This is a genomic window from Pseudalkalibacillus sp. NRS-1564, from assembly GCF_050467905.1.
GTDB lineage: Bacteria > Bacillota > Bacilli > Bacillales > Guptibacillaceae > Guptibacillus > Guptibacillus hwajinpoensis_B.
The window spans coordinates 96,749-118,397 of sequence record NZ_JBITPM010000012.1 but is presented as its reverse complement, the minus strand read 5'-3'; the positions used below and the strand labels follow the sequence as shown (position 1 = coordinate 118,397).

Annotated in this window: 22 protein-coding genes and 1 pseudogene; 17 read left to right on the top strand and 6 right to left on the bottom strand. The window is 38.4% G+C overall.

What is annotated here, in order from left to right; all coding sequences use genetic code 11:
• Nucleotides 1-168: 168 nt before the first annotated feature.
• Nucleotides 169-1,242, bottom strand: coding sequence for a DUF3900 domain-containing protein (locus ACIFPW_RS06575; protein ID WP_430243005.1), 1,074 nt, complete (start codon nt 1,240-1,242; stop codon nt 169-171).
• Between the two features lie 199 nt (nt 1,243-1,441).
• Here ACIFPW_RS06575 and ACIFPW_RS06570 point away from each other — a divergent pair, with 199 nt between their 5' ends.
• The 3 genes from ACIFPW_RS06570 (at nt 1,442) to ACIFPW_RS06560 (ending at nt 5,147) form a co-directional block, all read left to right on the top strand.
• Nucleotides 1,442-2,743, top strand: a complete 1,302-nt coding sequence (locus ACIFPW_RS06570; RefSeq protein WP_430243003.1) for an acetamidase/formamidase family protein — start codon at nt 1,442-1,444, stop codon at nt 2,741-2,743.
• Nucleotides 2,744-2,988: 245 nt separating this feature from the next.
• Nucleotides 2,989-4,428 carry a UDP-N-acetylmuramoyl-L-alanyl-D-glutamate--2,6-diaminopimelate ligase gene (locus tag ACIFPW_RS06565; RefSeq protein WP_430243002.1) on the top strand — a complete coding sequence of 480 codons (1,440 nt, stop codon included), beginning with the start codon at nt 2,989-2,991 and terminating at the stop codon, nt 4,426-4,428.
• Nucleotides 4,429-4,538: 110 nt separating this feature from the next.
• Nucleotides 4,539-5,147: a trimeric intracellular cation channel family protein gene (locus ACIFPW_RS06560; RefSeq protein ID WP_226613615.1), complete on the top strand. Its 609-nt coding sequence runs from the start codon at nt 4,539-4,541 to the stop codon at nt 5,145-5,147.
• Between the two features lie 68 nt (nt 5,148-5,215).
• Here ACIFPW_RS06560 and ACIFPW_RS06555 read toward each other — a convergent pair.
• Nucleotides 5,216-6,003, bottom strand: a pseudogene (locus ACIFPW_RS06555) (DUF817 domain-containing protein).
• 152 nt (nt 6,004-6,155) lie between these two features.
• Entirely contained in the window at nt 6,156-6,590 is a 435-nt protein-coding gene (locus ACIFPW_RS06550) for a VOC family protein (protein WP_194221861.1), read from the bottom strand.
• A gap of 184 nt (nt 6,591-6,774) precedes the next feature.
• Between ACIFPW_RS06550 and ACIFPW_RS06545 the strand changes: the two genes are divergently transcribed.
• Both ACIFPW_RS06545 and ACIFPW_RS06540 read left to right on the top strand, forming a co-directional pair.
• Nucleotides 6,775-7,902, top strand: a complete 1,128-nt coding sequence (locus tag ACIFPW_RS06545; protein ID WP_430243000.1) for an NAD(P)/FAD-dependent oxidoreductase — start codon at nt 6,775-6,777, stop codon at nt 7,900-7,902.
• A 265-nt stretch (nt 7,903-8,167) separates the two neighbouring features.
• The gene (locus ACIFPW_RS06540; RefSeq protein WP_430243086.1) at nt 8,168-8,755 is read left to right on the top strand and encodes a YdeI/OmpD-associated family protein; all 588 of its coding nucleotides are present in this window, start codon (nt 8,168-8,170) and stop codon (nt 8,753-8,755) included.
• A 138-nt stretch (nt 8,756-8,893) separates the two neighbouring features.
• On the opposite strand, the gene ACIFPW_RS06535 is transcribed toward ACIFPW_RS06540, so the two are convergent.
• Nucleotides 8,894-9,208: a hypothetical protein gene (locus ACIFPW_RS06535; RefSeq protein WP_430242998.1), complete on the bottom strand. Its 315-nt coding sequence runs from the start codon at nt 9,206-9,208 to the stop codon at nt 8,894-8,896.
• Between the two features lie 190 nt (nt 9,209-9,398).
• Between ACIFPW_RS06535 and ACIFPW_RS06530 the strand changes: the two genes are divergently transcribed.
• The 6 genes from ACIFPW_RS06530 (at nt 9,399) to ACIFPW_RS06505 (ending at nt 15,030) form a co-directional block, all read left to right on the top strand.
• Nucleotides 9,399-9,746 carry a VOC family protein gene (locus ACIFPW_RS06530; RefSeq protein WP_430242997.1) on the top strand — a complete coding sequence of 116 codons (348 nt, stop codon included), beginning with the start codon at nt 9,399-9,401 and terminating at the stop codon, nt 9,744-9,746.
• A 39-nt stretch (nt 9,747-9,785) separates the two neighbouring features.
• Nucleotides 9,786-10,838, top strand: coding sequence for a PQQ-dependent sugar dehydrogenase (locus tag ACIFPW_RS06525; RefSeq protein WP_430242995.1), 1,053 nt, complete (start codon nt 9,786-9,788; stop codon nt 10,836-10,838).
• Between the two features lie 117 nt (nt 10,839-10,955).
• Nucleotides 10,956-11,918, top strand: a complete 963-nt coding sequence (locus ACIFPW_RS06520) for a LacI family DNA-binding transcriptional regulator (RefSeq protein WP_430243084.1) — start codon at nt 10,956-10,958, stop codon at nt 11,916-11,918.
• Between the two features lie 200 nt (nt 11,919-12,118).
• Nucleotides 12,119-13,528, top strand: a complete 1,410-nt coding sequence (locus tag ACIFPW_RS06515; protein ID WP_430242993.1) for a PTS transporter subunit EIIC — start codon at nt 12,119-12,121, stop codon at nt 13,526-13,528.
• 39 nt (nt 13,529-13,567) lie between these two features.
• The gene (locus tag ACIFPW_RS06510; RefSeq protein ID WP_430242991.1) at nt 13,568-13,783 is read left to right on the top strand and encodes a hypothetical protein; all 216 of its coding nucleotides are present in this window, start codon (nt 13,568-13,570) and stop codon (nt 13,781-13,783) included.
• Complete coding sequence (locus ACIFPW_RS06505) at nt 13,732-15,030, top strand: sucrose-6-phosphate hydrolase (protein ID WP_430243082.1); 1,299 nt, start codon at nt 13,732-13,734, stop codon at nt 15,028-15,030. Before ACIFPW_RS06510 ends, ACIFPW_RS06505 begins: the two co-directional genes overlap by 52 nt.
• Nucleotides 15,031-15,091: 61 nt before the next feature.
• Here the strand turns inward: ACIFPW_RS06505 and ACIFPW_RS06500 are convergent, their stop codons facing one another.
• Nucleotides 15,092-16,273, bottom strand: coding sequence for an NAD(P)/FAD-dependent oxidoreductase (locus ACIFPW_RS06500; RefSeq protein ID WP_283154090.1), 1,182 nt, complete (start codon nt 16,271-16,273; stop codon nt 15,092-15,094).
• A gap of 30 nt (nt 16,274-16,303) precedes the next feature.
• Nucleotides 16,304-16,735: a DUF1641 domain-containing protein gene (locus tag ACIFPW_RS06495; RefSeq protein WP_430242989.1), complete on the bottom strand. Its 432-nt coding sequence runs from the start codon at nt 16,733-16,735 to the stop codon at nt 16,304-16,306.
• A gap of 318 nt (nt 16,736-17,053) precedes the next feature.
• Between ACIFPW_RS06495 and ACIFPW_RS06490 the strand changes: the two genes are divergently transcribed.
• The 6 genes from ACIFPW_RS06490 to ACIFPW_RS06465 all read left to right on the top strand — a co-directional run bounded on the left by ACIFPW_RS06490 (nt 17,054) and on the right by ACIFPW_RS06465 (nt 21,648).
• Complete coding sequence (locus ACIFPW_RS06490; protein ID WP_430242987.1) at nt 17,054-17,419, top strand: DUF4440 domain-containing protein; 366 nt, start codon at nt 17,054-17,056, stop codon at nt 17,417-17,419.
• A 96-nt stretch (nt 17,420-17,515) separates the two neighbouring features.
• On the top strand, nt 17,516-17,866 hold the full coding sequence (locus tag ACIFPW_RS06485) for a DUF2200 domain-containing protein (RefSeq protein WP_430242985.1): 351 nt from the start codon (nt 17,516-17,518) through the stop codon (nt 17,864-17,866).
• A gap of 274 nt (nt 17,867-18,140) precedes the next feature.
• On the top strand, nt 18,141-18,515 hold the full coding sequence (locus ACIFPW_RS06480; protein WP_194221853.1) for a GntR family transcriptional regulator: 375 nt from the start codon (nt 18,141-18,143) through the stop codon (nt 18,513-18,515).
• The gene (locus tag ACIFPW_RS06475) at nt 18,508-19,410 is read left to right on the top strand and encodes an ABC transporter ATP-binding protein (RefSeq protein ID WP_430242983.1); all 903 of its coding nucleotides are present in this window, start codon (nt 18,508-18,510) and stop codon (nt 19,408-19,410) included. Before ACIFPW_RS06480 ends, ACIFPW_RS06475 begins: the two co-directional genes overlap by 8 nt.
• Nucleotides 19,385-21,400, top strand: coding sequence for a DUF6449 domain-containing protein (locus tag ACIFPW_RS06470; protein ID WP_430242982.1), 2,016 nt, complete (start codon nt 19,385-19,387; stop codon nt 21,398-21,400). The genes ACIFPW_RS06475 and ACIFPW_RS06470 overlap by 26 nt, the downstream gene beginning before the upstream one ends.
• Complete coding sequence (locus tag ACIFPW_RS06465; protein WP_430242980.1) at nt 21,397-21,648, top strand: RNA polymerase sigma factor; 252 nt, start codon at nt 21,397-21,399, stop codon at nt 21,646-21,648. Before ACIFPW_RS06470 ends, ACIFPW_RS06465 begins: the two co-directional genes overlap by 4 nt.
• Nucleotide 21,649 lies beyond the last annotated feature (1 nt).

The following is a 21,649-nucleotide window of genomic DNA, read 5'->3' as shown; positions in this document are numbered from 1 at the left end:
AAATCGGTTTTGCTTTCTGATCGTCTTTTTACTAAACTGTTCGTTTCACTGAGCAATACGAAAATGAAAATACCCCGCAAAATGTTCTTTCCATTTGCGAGGCACCTTATTTAAGAAATTAAATGGATTCTTCTTTATCAGGACTTTCGGGAGACCAAAACGCTTTAATTATGATTCATTCTCATTCTTCTTATAAATCCGTTCCACCACTTCCTGAAGCGTATCAGGCTTATGAAACTCGACAGGAGAAAAGCCTTTCTCGAACGTAATCGAATCGGCTTCAATCGCAAGCACATACTTGCCATTTACCTTCGCAAGATGAATCGAATCGCCGAAGTCAGACAGCATCGCTTTCACGGACACATGGTCAAGCTTCAGCTTCCACTCGACGTCAGGGGAGTGCTCGACGATTTGTGAGGTAGCTTCTACGACCTGTTCTGTTGTAAACCGCTCTTGCAGCTCACGCTTTGGACTCTGAGACCATTCTTCTATTGCCTGTTCAAACTCTTCTCGTTCTTCGCTTTCTTCCTGGTACGTTTCCTGGATATGCTCCTGAACCATTCCCATCGTTTGTGTCTTAACGATTTCAGGCATCGACTTTTCGTATTCAACCCATTTTAAGAAGTCTTCGAAGTAACGTGCGTGTGACGACTGATGGACTTTCACCTCAGCACTGTCGATCATGCCTTCTTCTGGCATGTAGGGGTATTGGACGGATTTCATGCTTTTTGTTGTGATCGCCATTTCCACATTCTGAATCAGCGTATCTTCATCAGTAATTGTTGCTACTTTCGGTTCAAAGTCGCACTTCAAGATAAAGAGAAAAGGATCATCAAAGAGTTTTGTAAGCTTTGACGTGGCCACAATTAACACGCCACCTCTGATAGCGCTTGTATCCAAATACATTTGAACAATTTGATCGGATGAAGTTTCGAAATCATCTGCTGATTCAGCATAGCGTGTCCGATCGAATAAATTATAATTTGGATTCGATGTTAAATCATGACCTTGTTCAACAATGAAGCGCCCAATTTTCGTAGGTGCTCCTTCTGACTTCGCGTGACGATCTACTTTACGTTTCATTATTTTCGTTAACTCACCGTTTAGAAAGTCTTTTAGTGAGCTTTCCTCATAGGCATCTGCGTCAAGAGTTTGATAATGCTTGTAACGTCGTTCTTCACTTTCTCCGCTTCCTTCTACTTGTATTAAATAAAAGGAAAGATACTGCATTTTAAATTCCATTTCATCACCTGTCTTTACGTTTGCGTTTATTCAGTATAGGCAAGGTTTTGCATTTCGTCAATCACTGAAAAGAAGTGATTTAGAGAAGGAATATTTCATTGAATTCAAAGTTTTTTTGTATTTAGCCAATTAAATTTTTACATGAATCGACATTACTCTTATAATGTAGGTAGGAATAATGATGAAAAGGGGAGAGGCAATGGAAGCGAAGCAAACCGTTTTTGTAAATGAGTTTACGAATGGTATTTTGGATCCAAAGGAAGAGATGATAGGACCATTGAAGGACGGCGGTCATATTATTGCAAATACTGCACCTGGCTGTTGGGGACCCATGATCACCCCCTGCTTAAGAGGCGGCCATGAAGTAACAAAACCTGTTTTTGTGGAAGGGGCTGAAGTTGGTGACGCCATAGCGATTCGAATTAAATCCGTTCAAGTTACATCTATGGCTACTTCTTCAGGAAATGATCGTCCCGTTGATGGAAGATTTGTCGGTGATCCTTTCGTTGCTGTCAAGTGTCCTGGCTGCGGTGAACTATATCCAGAGACTAAGATTGAAGGTACAGGACCAGAAGCTATTCGGTGTTCAAATTGTGGAGAAGATGTGACGCCATTTGTGTTTACGAATGGGTATACAATGGCATTTGATTCGAATCGAACAATAGGTGTGACAGTGGATGAGGCAGCTGCGAAGTACATAGCAGAACATGGTAAATCATTTATGGCTACTCCCGAGAATTCTGTACAAAATCCAGTTGTTACTTTTGCGCCAAGTGATCTCGTTGGAACAATGGCTAGGCTCCGTCCATTTTTAGGGCAGCTCGGAACAACACCTTCACGCCCATTGCCCGATTCTCATAATGCAGGAGACTTCGGTCAATTTCTCATTGATGCTCCGCATGATTATGGCGTAACAAAAGAGGAATTAGAAGATCGTACAGATGGTCATATGGATATTAATCGCGTTAGAGAAGGTGCGGTTCTCATTTGTCCTGTAAAGGTCCCAGGTGGAGGCATTTATATTGGGGATATGCATGCCATGCAGGGGAATGGAGAAATCGCCGGCCATACTGCTGACGTATCTGGTATCGTAAACCTTCAAGCAAAGGTAATCAAGAATCTTAACATTGAAGGCCCTATTTTACTCCCGGTACTAGAAGATCTACCTCATTTAGCTAAACCTTTCACCGATAAGGAAAAAGCATCAGCTAAACAAGTAGCAGATATGTACGGGGTTGCAAAAATAGAAGAATCTTTACCTCTTTCTTTTATAGGCACAGGAGCAAACCTTAATGAGGCAACAGATAACGGCCTCAATCGTGCAGCAGAAACTCTGGGAATATCAGTTCCAGAAGTTATGAATAGAGCAACGATCACTGGTTCGATTGAAATAGGGAGGCATCCTGGTGTTGTCACGATTACATTATTAGTACCTGTACACTTATTAGATGAACTGAGTTTAACAGACCTAGTTCGCAATCATTACAACGCGGCAGAATAATGAACATAACAGACAGCTCATTAGCTGTCTGTTGATTTTACATGAATGAAGCATGGTACTAATTGAGTATGCTAAATGTAACGATGTTGTTTTAAGTAAGGAAAAATGGGGAATTTAAGTAAAAATATATTATTTACTTTCGATATAAAAATTTTCCAATAAAAGTAAATAATGCCACTGAAGCGAGGAATTCACCATGAAGATTAATTTTAACCAACTTCAATACACTCCGATCACCCATATATATGGACCAGACATTCAAACGATTAAGCGTCTTACATTTCATTCGAAAATGTCAGGGACTTCTTCTGTTTTTTTTTGCAATTAAAGGCGAGAATCACGATGGACATAATTACATAGAAGATGCGATTAAGAATGGATCAGTAGCAGTAGTAGCAGACCAAGATGATCTTATTTCAAGTCTTGCTCACAGTTATCCTAATTGTACTTTTATTCTTGTTGATGATGTTAGAAACGCAATGGCATCCTTTTCAAAACAATATTATGGCTCATCAGACGAGAAATTAAAGACAGTTGGCGTTACAGGTACAAATGGTAAAACAACCGTTGCAGCTTATGTGCGCTCGTTACTCACACTGCTTGGATTGCCAACAGGGTCTATTGGAACAACCGGCATTTGGTCTTCAAAGAAAAAAATTCCCTATAAGAAAAGCACACCAACGACTCCTGAGTCACTTGACCTTCATCGCATCTTCAAGGATTTGATCAACGAAGGAGATGGGGGAGTAGCGATGGAGGTTTCATCTATTGCCCTTGATCAAAAGCGCGTAGAAGGAATTGAATTTGATGTCGCCATTCACACTAATATCTCTCCAGAACACCTGGAATATCACCATACTTTTGAACACTACAAAGCTTGTAAAGAAAAACTCTTCAATCAAGCAAAAGCGGCTGTAGTCAATGTAGACGATGAAATGGGCGTTGAGCTTAGCCGAGCTTATGAACATCGTAAAGTGACTTATAGCTTAAATCCACATGCAGAAGCGGATCTCATAGCCGCTGAGTTGGAATATAGACTAGATGGTACCTCATTCAAATTGCTCTCACATGGTGAAGCATACGATGTTTTTGTACCAGTTTTTGCAGATTATAATGTTGCAAACGTGCTTTCTGCTGTAGGGACAGCTTTATTACTTGGATACCGACTGCAAACGATTATTAAAGTGCTGCCACAATTAGAAAGCCCTGAAGGTCGTTTTCAAGTAATTAGTGGGCCTAACCGGGAAACGATCATCCTTGATTACGCGCATACTCCAGTAGCTTTAACACGTCTTGTAGATGAAGTGAAAAAGATGGATCATCGCAAGCTCATTGTTATGATTGCTGGAATTGGGATCAGGGATTTTGAGAAGATGCCTAAAATGGCGAAAGCAATTGAAGGTAGAGCGGATGAAATTATCGTCACAGTTGATCATCCCGGCTATCATGAGCCATCTCTCATTGTCGACAAGGTTATGTCAGGATTTTTGAATCCCAATGATCCTAATATTTATCGAACGAACACAAGAAGAGAGGGCGTCTTGAAATCTTTACAACTTGGCAGCGAACAAGATATTATCCTTTTAACAAGTGGATGTATCAACGGTGCTCAAATTGTGAAAGGAAATGAAATTCCTCATTCAGATGAGGACATCATCGAAATGTATTATCATCTTTCTTCTTAAACCTCCACTAGGAGGTTTTTTAATTCTTTTAACCAAAAAATAAGGGTTGATAACAGATAAAAGCTGACGTACACTTTAACTTTCAATAGATCGTGAAAGGGCGTAATGGTGTGACTTGGGAAATATTAAATATTATTGGTACAATTGCCTTTGCTGCAAGTGGAGCACTCGTTGCACTAGAGGAGGAGTTTGATTTTCTCGGTGTGATTGTTCTTGGACTTGCTACAGCATTTGGTGGTGGAATTATACGGAATTTATTAATAGGGGTGCCAGTCGCTTCGATTTGGGAACAGGATGTGCTTATTATGATTGCGATCGGTACAATCCTAATCATTTTTGTTTTTCCTGCAAGCTGGATTAACTACTATTGGGAGAAGTGGGGGAGCTTCTTTGATGCAATTGGTCTTGCTGCATTTGCGATCCAGGGCGCGCTATTCGCAGAAGAAATGGGTCATCCTTTTATTGCTGCCATGGTTGCTGCAGCCATGACGGGAACTGGTGGTGGAATTATTCGTGATTTATTAGCGAGAAGAAAACCGACCGTTTTACAAAAAGAGGTTTATGCAGTGTGGGCCATGATGGCAGGGCTGTTAATTGGGCTTGGTTATCCACAAGAATTACCTCAGCTCATGTTCTTATTTGGTGCCATTGTCTTTCTACGAATGCTGTCCCTCCGTTATGGATGGAAATTGCCATATCGTAGCATTCACAGTTCATAGAAAATAGCTATGTTCATCTGGAGACGAACATTTCATTAGAAATAGGTGGATTATAAAATGCAGCTCTCTTAAAGAGCTGCATTTTTGTTATGAGCTAATTTTTCGTATTTTGTATGCTTTAACTGAGCTACGATCATAAAGCTCACAATGACTAATAAAAGCCACGAGCTAATTTTACCAATATGTACGATTTCCCAATGACTTTGCTGATTTGGATACGCCCATGCTCCGAAAAACGTTGCAATATTTTCAGCAATCCATATGAAAAAACCAATGAGTACGAAAGATATAGGGAGAGACATCTTGTAAATTGTATGATTGACTGTAAAGTACACCATCGTTCGAAAGAAGAGAATCACAACAAGGATCTTCAACACCCAGCGAAAATCATATAGAAAATGATGGGTAAAAAAGTTTCCATAGATGGCAATCCCTAAACCGATCGTCATCCAGGAAGTAGGCCAATTCACTAATTGTAAATCCAGTCTTCGCCAGGCCTGGCACATGTAACTAGCAACACTTGCATACATGAATCCGCTATACAGTGGAACGCCCGCTATTTTGAAGATAGCTTCCTCTGGATAAGACCAGGAACCCATATGAACTTTATATATCTCGAGTGCCAAACCAATAATGTGAAAAACAAGAATCACTTTCATTTCATCAATTGTCTCAAATTTGGTTATTAATAAGAAGATTTGTGCTAAAATGCAAACGATAAGAATAAAATCATACCTTGGTAGAAAAAAAGCGTCATTCTTTCGCTTAATGCTAGCGTTACAAAAATAATTAATGGAAACAGACAAGAAATGGCTTGCAAGTAACCGAAGTAAAAAAGATTATAGATATGCTTCATAAGCACCGCCTTTTTGAACGTAGTTAACATATAAGGAAGGAGAAATCATATGAGCGATAAAAATAATCGGAATAATGACCTACCGACAAGATTGAATGTACTACTTGTACTTACATTCTTGTTGTTTATGATCCTTGTCATTCGACTGGCAGTTATTCAATTGTAGTTTTACCTGATTCAGGATAATCACAGTATTCAATGATTGTTCCTTCTGTGTCAGCTGGATTTAAATAAATTAATCTTCTGCCGTGTTTGTTCACTCGTCGCGTATCTTCCATTACGCGAATATTCTGTTGCGCTAATTCCTTTATTGCCTCATCAAGGTTATCGACAACATAGGCAACATGGTGGACGCCTTTCCCTTTTTGTTTCATAAAACGTGCGATTGGGGAAGTGGAATTATTCGTAGGCATCAGTAGTTCAATACGACTGCCATCAAGATCTATAACGGCAATTTCGCTTTCTACACCTGTTGCTTCACTACGGTAACGGTCGAAAAGCTCGCCACCTAATACTTCTGTATAAAACTGAACTCCTTCATCTAAACGTCTGACTGCAATTCCAATGTGGTCTAATGTTTTTTTCATAGTGAGACTCCTTCTTCATGTAATGGTGTTATTTTAGCATAATGAAAGGCTTCACCTGAAGAAATAGGTTGAAAAAAGATAGGTCTTCATTTAAAGAGTATTAGTTAATACAGTCGGTTTGTGTGCTTAACGGAATTTATGTAAAATGAACAAAGAATCGAAATCAATGAAAAAGGTGTTACATATGAAATCAACAATTATTGTCGGCTCCGGCATCCTTGGAGCTTCAACGGCCTATCATCTTGCAAAAGAAGGAATAAACGTTACGATTATCGATCGTAATGAACCTGGACAAGCGACAGAAGCGGCAGCTGGTATTGTTTGTCCATGGCTTTCCCAACGTCGGAATAAAGTCTGGTATCGACTTGCTAAAGGGGGAGCAAAATATTATCCAGACTTGATTCACCAATTAATAAAGGATGGAGAAACAGAAACGGGTTATAAGAAAGTAGGGGCAATCAGCCTCCATACTGATGAAACAAAATTAGATAAAATGATCGAGCGTGCTAAAAAGCGACGAGAAGATGCACCAGAAATCGGGGAAATCAAGAAGCTATCTTCTGAGGAAACAAGAGAAATATTCCCCCCTATAGCTGGAGATTACCAGTCTGTATTTGTTAGTGGCGCGGCAAGAGTGAACGGTTCAGCTCTTCGTAATGCGCTACTTCGCTCAGCTGAAAAACACGGAGCTACCATCATGTATGGTGATGCTAAGCTTTATTTGTCAGAAGACGAAGTTACTGGTGTTACGGTAGGTAGTGAGACCTTTATAGCGGAAAAAGTAATTCTGACAGCTGGAGCCTGGGCGGAAGAGCTTTTATCTCCAATGGGCCTCCACTTTAATGTTACTTCTCAGAAAGCTCAGATCGTCCACCTTGAAATGAATAATTCGGTAACGAATGAATGGCCAGTCGTGATGCCGCCTAACGATCAGTACTTATTAAGCTTTGATGATGGACGCGTCGTTGTTGGGGCAACTCATGAAAATGAAGCTGGTATGGATCAGCGTGTGACTGCTGGAGGACTGCAGGAAATCTTTACTAAAGCCCTATCCGTCGCCCCTGGATTAGCGGGTAGTACGTTTTTAGGAGCGAAAGTAGGGTTCCGTCCTTTCACACCAGGGTTTTTACCAGTGTTTGGTTATGTGCCTGGTAGTAAGAATTTACTTGCTGCTAATGGTCTGGGGGCTTCTGGACTCACAGTTGGCCCGTATCTCGGCTTGGAGCTAGCTAGACTTGCGCTCGGAATGAAAACAGAACTTGACCCGGCAGATTATGACATTGAAGTAGCCATAACTAAACAAGAAACTTAAGATAACATGAAAATGAAGCAGTTCAGTGTAGCGTGCAAAGATTGATTTGTAACTACATTGAACTGCTTTTTGTATTTGAACGATAAATCTAATACGGAAGGGTATCGTGAATGAGACTAAACCTACTCAAGATAATAGATAGGATTGTGGTATTATTTAGAAGTGAATATGAAAGTATTGTAATTGAAAATGGATGGATGGGGCAATTGCAAATAGTGATTTAAAACTTTCGGCTGATCAAATAACTGCGAAAGGAAGTGCTTTAATGGCAAATAGTAGAATGAATCCTAAAGTTGATGGCTTTATCAGTAAACCCCAAAAGTGGCAGGAAGAATTCAAGGAATTGAGAATGATCATTCTTGATTGTGAGCTGACTGAAGAATTGAAGTGGGGGGTTCCATGTTACACATTCCACGGGAAAAATATCGTTTTAATACATGGATTTAAAGAATATTGTGCTCTATTATTTTTTAAAGGTGTTTTGTTACAAGATACGCATGACATGCTCATTCAACAAACGGAAAATGTACAGTCTAGCCGTCAGATAAGATTCACCAATATAGAAGAAATAGTGGATAATGAAAACATTTTGAAAGAATATATTTATAACGCCATTGCCGTTGAAAAAGCTGGTATAGAAGTGAATATTAAGAAGAATATAGAAATCCCTGACGAACTTCAACATAAATTCAATGAAGTACCTGAATTACAATCTGCATTTGAAGCTTTAACACCAGGAAGGCAAAGAGCATATGTCCTTTACTTTTCTAAAGCTAAACAATCCAAAACACGAGAAGCAAGGATCGAGAAATATATGCAGCAAATTCTACAGGGCAAAGGATTAAATGATTAGAGATAATAACTCCTGATCCAGCCGCAGGTAGCTTCAGTGACTGTGGATGAGTGTATTCTTCATGCCTGAACTGAAAGCCCGGAGCATAGCTGCTTCGAGATTTTTGGGGGGATTAGTAAAGGGAAAGTGCGGTTTTGTTCATGAGGCCATGATCACTGATCCTCCGAGGATGGCAACAAAATAGACCATGTAAATGACATAAGGTGAGAGCTTTTTGTTTTTGGTTCCTAGTTTTTTTCTAATTAGTTTCATAAAAGAATAGAAGAGTGCAAAAATAGCCATGAAAATGACAGCTGATCGTAACGAGTACCAGTTTAGCGGAACAAAATGAAAAAAATGATGAATCGATAGTAGGGAAAATAGTCCTAAAGGCATTACCAGAAGCTCTGCAAGATCGTTTTGAGAGTGGTCACTTGAAAAAACGATTAAGAGAATATTCTTAATAGTACTCATTCTAGTCCCCTCCTTTTTTGTAGAGTGATTTATTATGGGGATATTTGTTAAATCAAGCATATCATACATGTTCATCATTTCTTCCTCAAAAATGTGGTGTACATATTTTTAGTGGGTTTTGGAAGGAGCGGATCAAATAAGAAAGAAGGAGTAAGTACTGAAAATTGATTTGGGAGGGAAGGTCATTCAAATGAATCCGATTTTAAATGAAATTGGTGCTGTTTTTATTCCCGTAAAAAATATTGAAAATGCAAGAAATTGGTATTGTGATTTACTAGGGATTCCTGCCCATGGCGACATAGTAGCAGGACATTTGTATGTCGTGCCAATGAAAGGTAACCGCCTTGTATTGGATAGCAAAATTTATTCTGAGCATAACCTTTATAAAACTCCACCTCTTCATTTCAATACGAAAGACATTGAAGTCGCTTTTTCTTTTATGAAAGAAAAAAGAATTGAGCTTATCACTGATATTGAGAATGGTCATTGGTTTAATTTTAAAGATCTTGATGGAAATGTACTCATGATTTGTGAGTAGCACTGTTTAAAATAAGATCTGGATGAAATGGAGGAAGACATGGTGAAAATAGGGGGTGTGCTTTGTGCGTTACTCCTCGTAACAGCCTGCTCAAGTAATGATCCAAACTCAAGTTCTAGCGATGGTGCGGATGAGGAGACTAAAATAGAGTCAGCCTATATTGAAAATTTAAATGTTCCATGGGAGATCGTCCAAACAGGAGAAACATTTTATCTCACAGAACGTTCGGGTAAGATAGCGAAATTCGATAACTCCCTGGAAAGGCAAACGATCCAACTTACAAAACCTGTGCATAGTGAAGGTGAAGGCGGACTTTTGGGGATGGCAATAGCTGAAGATTTTTCTCAGTCTAAAGTAGCCTATCTCTACCATACTTATTTAGAAGGTGGAAACACATTTAATAGGGTGGTGAAGCTTAAACTTACAGAGGACACCTGGGAAGAAACGGATGAGCTTCTTGCGAATATTCCTGGCTCACAGTTTCATAACGGAGGAAGACTGAAAATCGGACCAGACGGTATGCTCTATATCACAACAGGTGATGCTGGAGAACCGGAGCTTGCACAGGATAAAGATAGTTTAGCAGGCAAAATTTTGCGTATGGATCTGGAAGGAAACGTACCAGAAGATAATCCATTTAATGATTCCTATGTTTATTCTTATGGTCATCGAAACCCTCAGGGACTCGCGTGGAATGAAGAAGGACAGCTTTTTAGTTCAGAGCATGGGCAGTCTGCTCATGATGAAATCAATCGAATTGAAGCAGGAAACAATTATGGGTGGCCAGTGATTGAAGGAGATGAAATTGCTGATGGCATGGTGCAGCCGATCTATCACTCTGGAGATGATACATGGGCTCCGTCAGGAATGGTTTTTCAAGATGACAAACTTTACGTTGCTTGCTTAAGAGGCGAGGAAATTCGGTCGTTTGAACTGAAGGGCCAGGGTACTACTGTGGAGTCAGAAGATATTGGACGAGTTCGCTCCTTATTATTGGACGAGGACACATTATTTGCGATAACAAATAATAAAGATGGTCGGGGAGACCCGGTTAAAGAGGATGATCGTATGGTGAAGGTGTACTTGGAATAGGATAACCTTAAAGCTTATCTCAATGCAGTTATCGATCAACTTGAGAACTTTTTCTATGTTACAATAATTTCTGGATGAATTTATTAACAAAGCAGGTGAATCAGAACTTTGGTAAATATGAAAGATGTAGCAAGAGAAGCTGGGGTAGGACTAGGTACTGTTTCTCGAGTACTAAATAACAATGGCCCTGTTAAAGAAACAACGCGACGAAAAGTAGAACGAGCGATTGAAACTTTGAATTATAAGCAAAACGAAGTTGCTAGGAATTTTAAAATGCAGCAAAGTCAATCGATCGCTTTGATTGTCCCCACTATTTGGCATCCATTCTTTTCGAAATTTGCTTATCATGTTGAAAAGGAATTGTCTCATCTTGGCTATAAAATGATCCTATGCAACACTCAAAATGAGCGTACGAATGAAATAGAATATATTTCAATGCTCGAGAAAAATAAAATAGATGGATTAATTGCCATTACTTATAGTGCTGAACTTGATCAATATATTTCAAGTCACCTACCGATTGTAAGCATTGATCGGCACTTTACAAAAGATGTCGTATTCGTAACGAGTAATAATAAGAAAGGTGGAGAGCTTGCAGCCAAAGAACTGATGAAGCGAGGTTGTAAGCGGATTGCCTATTTAGGAAGTGTTTCAAACATTGAAAATGAATCTATGAATCGGAGACTTGGATTTGAAACTGTGAGTTTAAGTAAAAATTTTGATCACTGTATTTACGAATTAAGAGAGCCTGTCACAGACATTGAAGCGGTCATCCAGCGGTTTTTAGAACAAAACCCTGATGTGGATGGTTTTTTTACCATGAACGATAAATGGGCGAAATTATTGTTGCGATCTCTAAAAAAACTAGGGAGAAGAGTTCCTGAGGAAGTTCAGGTGATTGGTTTTGATGGCGTTACTTCCAGTAAGGAAGATGAATTAACTTTTTCAACAATCATCCAGCCTGTTGCTGAAATGGCTGAAAAAGCTGTACAAGTGCTTATTAAACTAATTAAGGAACAGCCTGTTGAAAAGAAAAATGTACTTCCTGTAACCTTTTTTGATGGAAATAGTACTAAATAAAAAAAACTCTTGACTCTTCTTTGTGTAAACGATATCATTTACTTATTCAAAAGCGATTTCTAGAGTCGCTTTCATTTTATACCAAACTGGAAACGTTTCCAGTTTGGTAGTAATCTTGGTAGTAATTTTCTTTTTATAACAAAGTGGAAACGTTTCCGCTTTTGTTTGGATAACGAATATTTTATTGGAGGGGTAGGATCATGGCTAAGAATCCTAAAACGGTCGCTCATTCTGTATTACAAGCTTTAGGTGGAAAAGAGAATATATCTCGCATCTCCCACTGTGCAACAAGATTAAGAGTCGAATTATATGATGATACATTGCTCAAGAAAGAATCGTTTGATTCAATTGAAGGTGTAAGCGGATATTTTTATCAAAGTGGGCAGCATCAAATTATTCTTGGTACTGGTTTTGTAAATAAAGTCTATGCTGAACTAGAAAAGGGTGGAGTTAGTGACAGTAAAGAGGTCTCTAATGAACCGAGAAATTCAAACAGTTCTAAAATCCATCAATTAACGAAAACGTTTGCAGATATTTTCATCCCTGTTATTCCCGTTCTAATTGCAACGGGCCTATTAATGGGACTTAGAGGCTTGTTAATAAACGGTTTCGGAATGGAGCTTTCTTCAACGATTTTAGTACTCTCACAAGTTTTAACAGATACAGCTTTTACATTCATTCCGGTATTGATTACCTGGTCTGCTATGAAGAAATTTGGAGGATCTCCTGTTATTGGAATTGCTCTCGGTTTAATGCTGGTAGCACCGCAATTACCAGATAAGTGGGCTGTATCTTTCGGGGAAGCTGATCCGTTGTTCCTGACTTTATTAGGATTTGATATTCCAATTACAGGTATGCAAAGTTCAATTCTTCCTGCTGTCTTTATGGGATGGTTAGCTGCAAAAATTGAAAAAATAGCGAGAAAATACATTCCTGAGATGCTAGACCTTATTTTGACACCGTTTGTCACATTACTGTTTTCGTTAATTCTTGGACTTGTTATCGTAGGCCCAGTGATTTTGGGAATAGAGAATTTACTTACTTCTGGCATCATGTATTTCTTTGAATTACCATTTGGTATCGGTGGATTTGTTTATGGAGGTGCCATTCAGCTTTTAGCGATAACAGGTATGCACCACACGATTGTTCCAATAACGGTTAAAATGGTTGCGGAAACGGGATATGATTTAATCAATCCGATTGGTACGGCAGCAATTGCCGGACAAGCTGGAGCAGCTCTTGCAGTTGTTATTCAGCAAAGAGATAAAATTAAGCGATCTAATATGTTAGGTTCCGTTATACCTGCTTTCTTTGGCATAACTGAGCCCGTGATGTTCGCGATTAACTTACCTAAAGTAAAACCATTTATTTACGGTTGTTTAGGTGGCGCAGTCGGCGGTGGGTTTGCTTCGATCTTGGGCATCGCTGCAGCGGGTACTGGTTCGACGATGCTACCAGGATTGTTATTGTATATAGGCGATGGTTTCTTTCAATACATTCTAGTCATTCTAGTTGCATTGGCCACATCGTTTCTCGTTACGTTCATTGCTTATCGTGAAAAGCCATCTGCGGAACAACCTGCATTAAATTTAAATATTAAACATGGCTAATGTTCGTTTTCTTAAGGTTTAACAGAAGGGAAGCTTTACATGATTGATTACATTGATTTTTCTAACCGCCAGAATCGTTTCGTTACTTTGTCAGATGTTTCGAATGACTATCTAAGTACGATTGAAAAAATTGCAAAAGAGGATACTTATTATCCAAATTATCATATAGCACCTCATCATGGATTAATGAATGATCCAAATGGATTAGCTTTTTTAGAGGAGAACACCATATCTTCTATCAATGGTTCCCATTAGGCCCAGTTCATGGATTAAAGCATTGGTATCATATTTCAACGAAAGATTTTATTCATTTTAAAGATCACGGTATCGCTCTTTATCCAGATCAGTTATATGATTCTCACGGCTGTCACTCAGGATCCGCTTTTGTTGAAGGGGATAACATGCACCTATTCTATACAGGAAATCATCTAACTGAGGAGAGTGAAGCCATACCAAGTCAGGTGTATGGATTCCTAAATGAAGATCAAACGATATCGAAGGAAAACGTGATGATAGAAGGGACGCCCCCCGATTTCAGCAATAATTTTAGAGATCCAATTGTATTTAAACGGGATAACAAATACTACATGCTCGTGGGTGGTGAAACGAGTAAGCATAAAGGCGCAATCGCCCTTTATTCAGGAGACCAACCAAATGAAATGACGTATCATGGCATTCTCCAGACGAATTTTAAGGATGCAGGGTATATGTGGGAGTGCCCCAACTATTTTGAACAAAATAATCGCGGTGTTCTTATCTTTTCTCCTCAGGGGGAGCTGAGTAAAAATAAATATCAGTATAACAATGTATTTTCGGTGGTGTATTGTATTAGTGATGTATTAGATGTTGCTACGGGTAAACTGAATGCACACGAATATATCGAACTAGACAAAGGGTTTGATTTCTATGCACCACAAACTTATGACGATGCATGTGGAAGAAGGATTCTGATTGGTTGGTTAGGCAATTCAAAGAGCATCTATCCTACAGACCAAAATATGTGGGCTCACATGTTAACGTTGCTGAGAGAAGTTAAGATTGAGGGGGATCGTTTATTACAAAAGCCTCTTCAAGAGCTAAAAGAACTGAGAACAAAGAGGCAGGAGCTTCAAACAAATCATCAATTAACTTCCCGGGCCTTTGAAATGGTCATTGAAGCCGACCGAGAATTTGAAATTATTTTTAGGAATGATGCAAATGAAAACGTGATTTTCTCTTCAAATGGAAAAGAGTATTGTCTTGATCGATCAAATATGACCCATGTTTATGCTAAAGAATATGGTACAAAAAGATATGCACTAAGAAAACAAAAAGTGAAACATCAAATTCGTCTTTTTATAGATTCCTCAAGCATAGAAATCTTTTGTGATCATGGCGAAACTGTTTTTACGAGTCGAATGTTTATAGAAGGCATGAATGTCGTATGTTGCCACGGTGTTTCAGGTGACTTATATTCTTTAAAACCAATTGATAAAGGTACAAAACCAGGTTTTATTATCTGAAAAAAAGTGCTGGAAAATTTCCCAGCACTTTTTTATATCTTTATAGAAAATGATTCGTTGTTTAGTATGCTAATGCAAACAATCCTTTGATGTGTGAAAGGTAACGGACGTTACTTGCTTCTTTCATCACAGATGCAGGAAGGCCTTTAAGGGATGTTGCGTTGCCACCGATTTGAGCAACGGCATCCTTACGACCAAGACTTGCTAATGTTCCAGAGTTAACTGGTTCAAATTCTTTGTAGTCTTTGTCATAAAGGTAAGCATACAAGTTGTAACCAATAAGGTCACCCATTTGCCAAGCGATTTGAGCAGTTGGTGGTTGTGGACGCTCGTCACCTGGTTTGAAGTAAACGGCACTGTCACCAGCAACGAATACATCCTCATGAGAAGTGGATTGTAGGTAATTGTTCACTGTTGCACGGCCGCGATTTACTTCGATACCGCATTCGCCAACAAGTGGATTACCTTGAACGCCGCCTGTCCAAACAAATGTGTTTGTAACAATCTTTTGGCCATCTTTCAATTCAACAACATTTCCTTCTACATTCGTTACAGGAAGGTTTGTAAGGAATTCAACACCGCGTTTTTCAAGGCTAGTCATCGCTCGGTTAATTAACTCATCAGGAAGCATTGGAAGAATTTTAGGCATCGCTTCAACAAGCTTCAATTTGATCTTGGCAGGATCTACGCCATATTTACGAGCAAGCTTTGGTGTTTCATCAGCTAGTTCTCCTACGAGTTCTGTCCCTGTAAGACCGCCACCGCCGATAAGGATTGTAGCATCCGCTTCGTCACCTGATGCTGCAAAGCTCTTGATGCGTTCTTCAACATGAGCGTGGATGCGGTTTGCATCTTCAGCCGATTTCAGTACCATGCTGTTTTCTTCAAGTCCTGGAATACCGAAGTACGCTGTTTTACTACCTAGTGCTACGACTAATGCGTCGTAAGAAAGTGTAGAACCATCAGATAACTTAACTTCTTTATTATCAACAGAAAATGAATCAACCGATGCTACTTTAAGATTAATGTCATTTCCTTTTAATAACTTATCCAGTGGAAGTGCCGCAGCTTCCGTTGAGATGTTACCAGCAGCTAGACGGTGCAACTCTGTAATGATTTGATGAGTAGGAGTTTTATTAATTAATGTAACTGTAGCTTCTGATTCATTTAAGTATTGACGTACGGATAAAGCAGAAAGAAGCCCACCATAACCTGCGCCCAAAATGACTATTTGTTTTGACATGATTGTTCCTCCATTTCTAGCAGATCAGTATTATTTTTGGTTACTTTTTTCTCCTGAAACTTTAAGATAAGCATTCACGAATCTGAAAAGCTTCTGAGCTTGAGGATCCTTCAACATTTTTAAAAGACCAAATAACCCAATAACTTCTGAGCTCTTTTCAGCTTCATCTTTTGCTTCAATTGCATTTGCTGCCACGTCTTTTACGGAGTTTGTAACGGGATGAAGAATTTCAGACATAAATTCTACTGTATCATTCTTCAATACATCATCTGTTGCAAGACCTTGGACCGTATCATATGATTTAGACATCATATTAACAAGTTCCGTTACTTTAGGAAGTTCCTTTACAAGCACGCTTAGTGACTCTTGAACTTTAGGATCCAAAAGCTGATCAAGCAGTTCGCGTTCGTCTTGAGTAGGGACGCGTTTTTCGCCTGTTTCGGTTGTGATTGATTCTGACATAGTCACTTCTCCTTCTTGTAAGCAGTTACGCTTATTTGTTATATAGTAAGGCAAAACCATGTTAAGGTATTTTTATACCTGATTAGAAACGAAGTTACTAATCAAGAGATAGAAGAAAAGTTGGACTTCACTCTGTTTATTTTTCCCTATAAAGTGTCTATCATCCAGTCATCTTTTATACCTACTCTAATAGGTTAAATTATCCTTGAGCGAATTTCAATGCATAGCCTCATACTTAACCGCTTACATCAATAATTTCGTGAAGAATATCACGTTCTGTCGTTTTTAAAGAGTATAATATGGATTAATAAGTAAAAAGTGGGAGTGATTATCATCGATGAAATAGAGTTAAAACATCATTTAATGAAATTAGAAGAAGAACTATTAAAGCCTGAAGTACGTTCTCATCCAGATAGATTAAATCAGATACTTGCAGATGATTTCTTTGAGTTTGGAAGTTCAGGGAAAGTGTGGCATAAAGAGGGGGATTACAATAATGGTCTTTCCAATAGAGAAATGATTCTAAGTGAATTCGAAATACGCTTTTTATCAGAGGCTGCCGTTCTTGCAACATATCGCATCCATGATAAAACAAGATCACAAAAGACCTTAAGAAGTTCTATATGGAGAAACAATAATGAAACGTGGAAAATGATTTTTCATCAGGGTACGTTGACTGATTAAATTGCATAACATTAAAGGTTCAGGGACAGTATGATGTGAAGACGAATAGGTAAGCCGTTGCAAATCTTTACTTTAGTAATCAAAGGAGGCCTTATTATGACAAAACATAAAATTTATACAATGAGCTTCGCAAGCGTCTATCCCCATTATGTGACGAAAGCGGAAAAAAAGGGGCGTACAAAAGCAGAAGTGGACGAAATCATTCGTTGGTTGACAGGGTATAGCCAAAATGAATTTGAAACTCAATTAGAAAAAAAGACAGACTTTGAGACCTTCTTTATGGAAGCTCCCCAAATGAATCCTTCACGCAAGATGATCAAAGGAGTGATCTGTGGGGTACGAGTAGAAAACATTGAAGAACCAACTATGCAGGAAATTCGCTATTTGGATAAGATGATCGATGAGTTAGCAAAAGGAAAAGCGATGGAAAAGATTTTGCGTAAATAATATATTGGAAAGAAAATGTTCTGATTTATTTGCGAATTTACATAAACCTTTAGACAAGGGAGTCTATTGAAAACTAACTAATAGCCGTAACTCATTCCCAAGTATGGAATTGAGATACGGCTTATTTTTATTTTGATAAAGTCATTTTTGATCATTAATAGAAAAAATTACAAAAAAGACTTCTCAAATCAATTGGCTTTCGATATACTTTAACTGTACTACATATATTAATACAGTTAATACAGTTATAGCTAGTGAGAGTGGAGGTGAATTGATGTTTGAATTGGACTTTAGAAGTCGAAAGCCGATCTATGAACAGTTAGTTGATCGTTTGAAGCAGCTGATCATTAAAGATGTTATGAAAGACGATGAGAAACTTCCTTCTGTCCGTGAACTTGCGCATCAGCTGACAATTAATCCAAATACCATCCAAAAGGCATATAGAGAGCTTGAGTCTCAAGGATACATTTATTCAGTGAAAGGGAAGGGGAGTTTTGTTAATCCTTCAAAAAAGCTTGAGAGTGAGGAGCTAAAAAACGTGCGAGATCAGTTAAAGAAGCTACTAGCTGAAGCCATTTATCTTGGAATGACAGTAGAGGAAATTGAGTCACTATTAACTGAAATTGAAGGGGGGAAAAAGGATGATTGAAGTAAACGGTGTTGAAAAGTCTTTTGGGACTAACAAAATCATCCATCAAGTTAGTTTTGCAGTGCAGCCTGGATCAATATATGGTTTGCTTGGTTCAAATGGCGCAGGAAAAACAACACTCATGCGAATGATTGCCGGTATTCTGAGACAAGATTCAGGAGAAATTCTCGTACTGGACCATCCCATTTATGAAAATGTCTCTACGAAGCAACGAGTGGTGTTTATTCCAGATGCCCTTTATTTTTTACCACAATATACAATGAGGCAGCTAGCCAATTATTACGCTAGTTTATATGAACAGTGGGATGAGGAGCGCTACACAAATCTAACGAATTTGTTTAAGCTCGATGAGAACAAGAAAGTAAGTCAGTTTTCTAAAGGTCTTCAAAGACAAGTGGCTTTCATCTTATCTATGTCAGTTAAGCCGGATGTGCTTATTTTAGATGAGCCTTTTGATGGTTTGGATGCGGTTATGAGAAAAAAAGTAAGAAGCATGATCATTCAGGATGTGGCTGAAAGAGAAATGTCTGTGTTGCTCTCGTCACATAATTTAAGAGAAGTTGAGGAGATCTGTGATCATGTCGGGATTCTTCACCATGGTGAAATTCTTCTTGAACGTGATTTAGATGCATTAAAGGAAGACGTACATAAAGTTCAAGTCGCATTTAAAGATTCAGGAGAACACGATTTGACTTCTAGCGATCTTGATATTCTCTATAAAGAAAAACGGGGAAGTGTTATTCTCTTGATCGTAAAAGGAGAAGAAAAGAAAGTGATGACTGAAATCGAGAAAATTGGTCCAGTCTTAATGGATCGATTACCACTTACATTAGAAGAAATATTCATCTATGAAATGGAGGGTGTTGGATATGCTATCGAAAACGTCCTTGTTTAGAAGAGAAATGTTCAAAAGAGATTTTAGAAATGTTGGTTGGATTAGTATTTTGTTCTTTTGTGGTCTTGCCTTTACTTTGCCGCTCCAATTACTCATGGCGTTTAACGACGAATATAGAATAGAAGCAAGCGGAGCTGGGCTTTTTGATCCGATATTTATGTTTGAAATACAATTTATGCTGCTATTTCTTATGCCCGTTTTAATGGCTGTATTTCTTTTTCGTTACATTCACGTGAAAGGTGCTTCAGACTTTATTCACAGTTTACCAATTAGCAGAGAGCATTTATTTCGCCATCACGCTTTATCAGGAGTGATTTTGCTCATTGCGCCTATTTTGTTGACTAGTCTTATTCTATTCATGTTCTTTTTGTTTACTGACGTGTCAGCTTTTTATTCAATTAGCCAGCTCGGTTATTGGACGTTGATGATGATCATTGTAAGCATTCTAACGTTTATGATTTGTGTCTTTGCTGGTACATTAACTGGATTATCAACCGTTCAAGCTGTTTTGACTTATATCCTTCTGCTTCTTCCGGCAGGAATTTATGTTCTTGTAGCGGTACATCTTAGCTTCTTTATTGCTGGTTTTTCAGACTTGGTGGTAATCGATCATACGGTAGGTAACTATTCACCCCTTGTCAACGTTTTTCAATATTACCCTAATGACCCACAGGAGGGGTTTCTCCCCGTTCAGTATATAATGTTGGGTGTCTATTTTATCGCTTCAATAGTATTCTACTTTGGTGGAAAAGCCATCTATAAGAAACGTCCATTAGAAGTAGCTACACAGACGATTGCCATTAACGTGTTAAAGCCAGTCTTTCAGTTTGGAATGACCTTTTGCTTTGCTCTAGTCGGTGGTACCTATTTTGGAGAAACTCAACTAATGTTATCGTGGTTGATTTTTGGGTACGTTATAGGTGGGATCGTCGGATATTTCCTTTCTTCAATGGTGTTAGATAAAAGCTGGCGTGTGTTTCACTGGAAGCACTTTAAAGGCTTGTTCGTTTACGGAGCAACAGCTGGTTTAATTATAGGGATTTTGCCATTGTTCTGGTTAAACTATGAAAGTTACGTTCCAGAAACGAGTGAAATTAAAAATGTTTATATAGGTGACAATATCTATCAGTTAGAAGAACATATCGAAAATACTTCACCTGATTTAATAGAATCAGAAGGTGCAATTAATGCAGTTATACAATTACAAAAAGAGATGATTAACCAGAACGATCAGTTTAATTCTACAGGAATGATGTATTTCATCTCTTATGAATTAAAAAACGGTGATCGCGTGCAACGTTCATATCAAGTCGATCGAAAGAACGTCCAGGAAACCCTTAAACGTGTAATGGAAACTAAGGAATACAAAGAATTAGCTTACCCTGTCTTAAATAGTGACCCTTCAAAAATTCAAAAAGTCACTCTTCAACCGGGAGGGCCCGTCAATAAAGAAGTTTCCATACTTGATCCGCTTCAAATTCAAGAATTCTATCAACATGTAAGAGAGGACATTTACAGTTTATCCTATGATCAATTGATTCATCCAAAAGGGATTCGATCTCGTGTATCTGAAGTAAGAGAAGGTTCCGATTGGAAAGAGGAATACTACTATGCGCAAGACAATTCGATCTATAATTCCTATGAAAATACTGTTAATTGGTTGAAAGAAGAAGGCTTCTATGAGGATGCATTTATTGACGAAGGTGAAATCGATCATGTAAGCATTTATCCATGGGATGAAGCACAAAATCAATACCCGAGAGAAGCTTATGATCAAATTGTAGAGAATGAGTCCGTTGAACCTTTTGAGATAAAGGATAAGAAGCAAATCGAAATGATATTATTAAGCAGCAAAGAAGAAGAGGAAGGGGATTATTTAGTTGGCATTCATTATGAGGATATAAAAGGTGGGTATTATGAAGTGTTAACCTTTGATTCTTCAAATGCTCCAGGCTTTGTGCAAGATTACTTTAAGGACCAACAACAATGATAGACTCGAGAACAATTTGTTTTAATGACATCTTTACAAAACACTATAAACGCGTTTACTATACTGCATTAAGAGTCTTGAAAGATCACGGACTTGCCGAAGATGTGCTTCAAGAAACCTTTTTAAAGGCGTATGATCGATTAGACGAAGTGCAAAGTGAAAGGAAGCTAGGATCCTGGCTTTCAACTATTGCCGCTCGAAAATCGATTGATCAATTAAGAAAGCAAAAAAAAAGTGACTCTGTTTAAT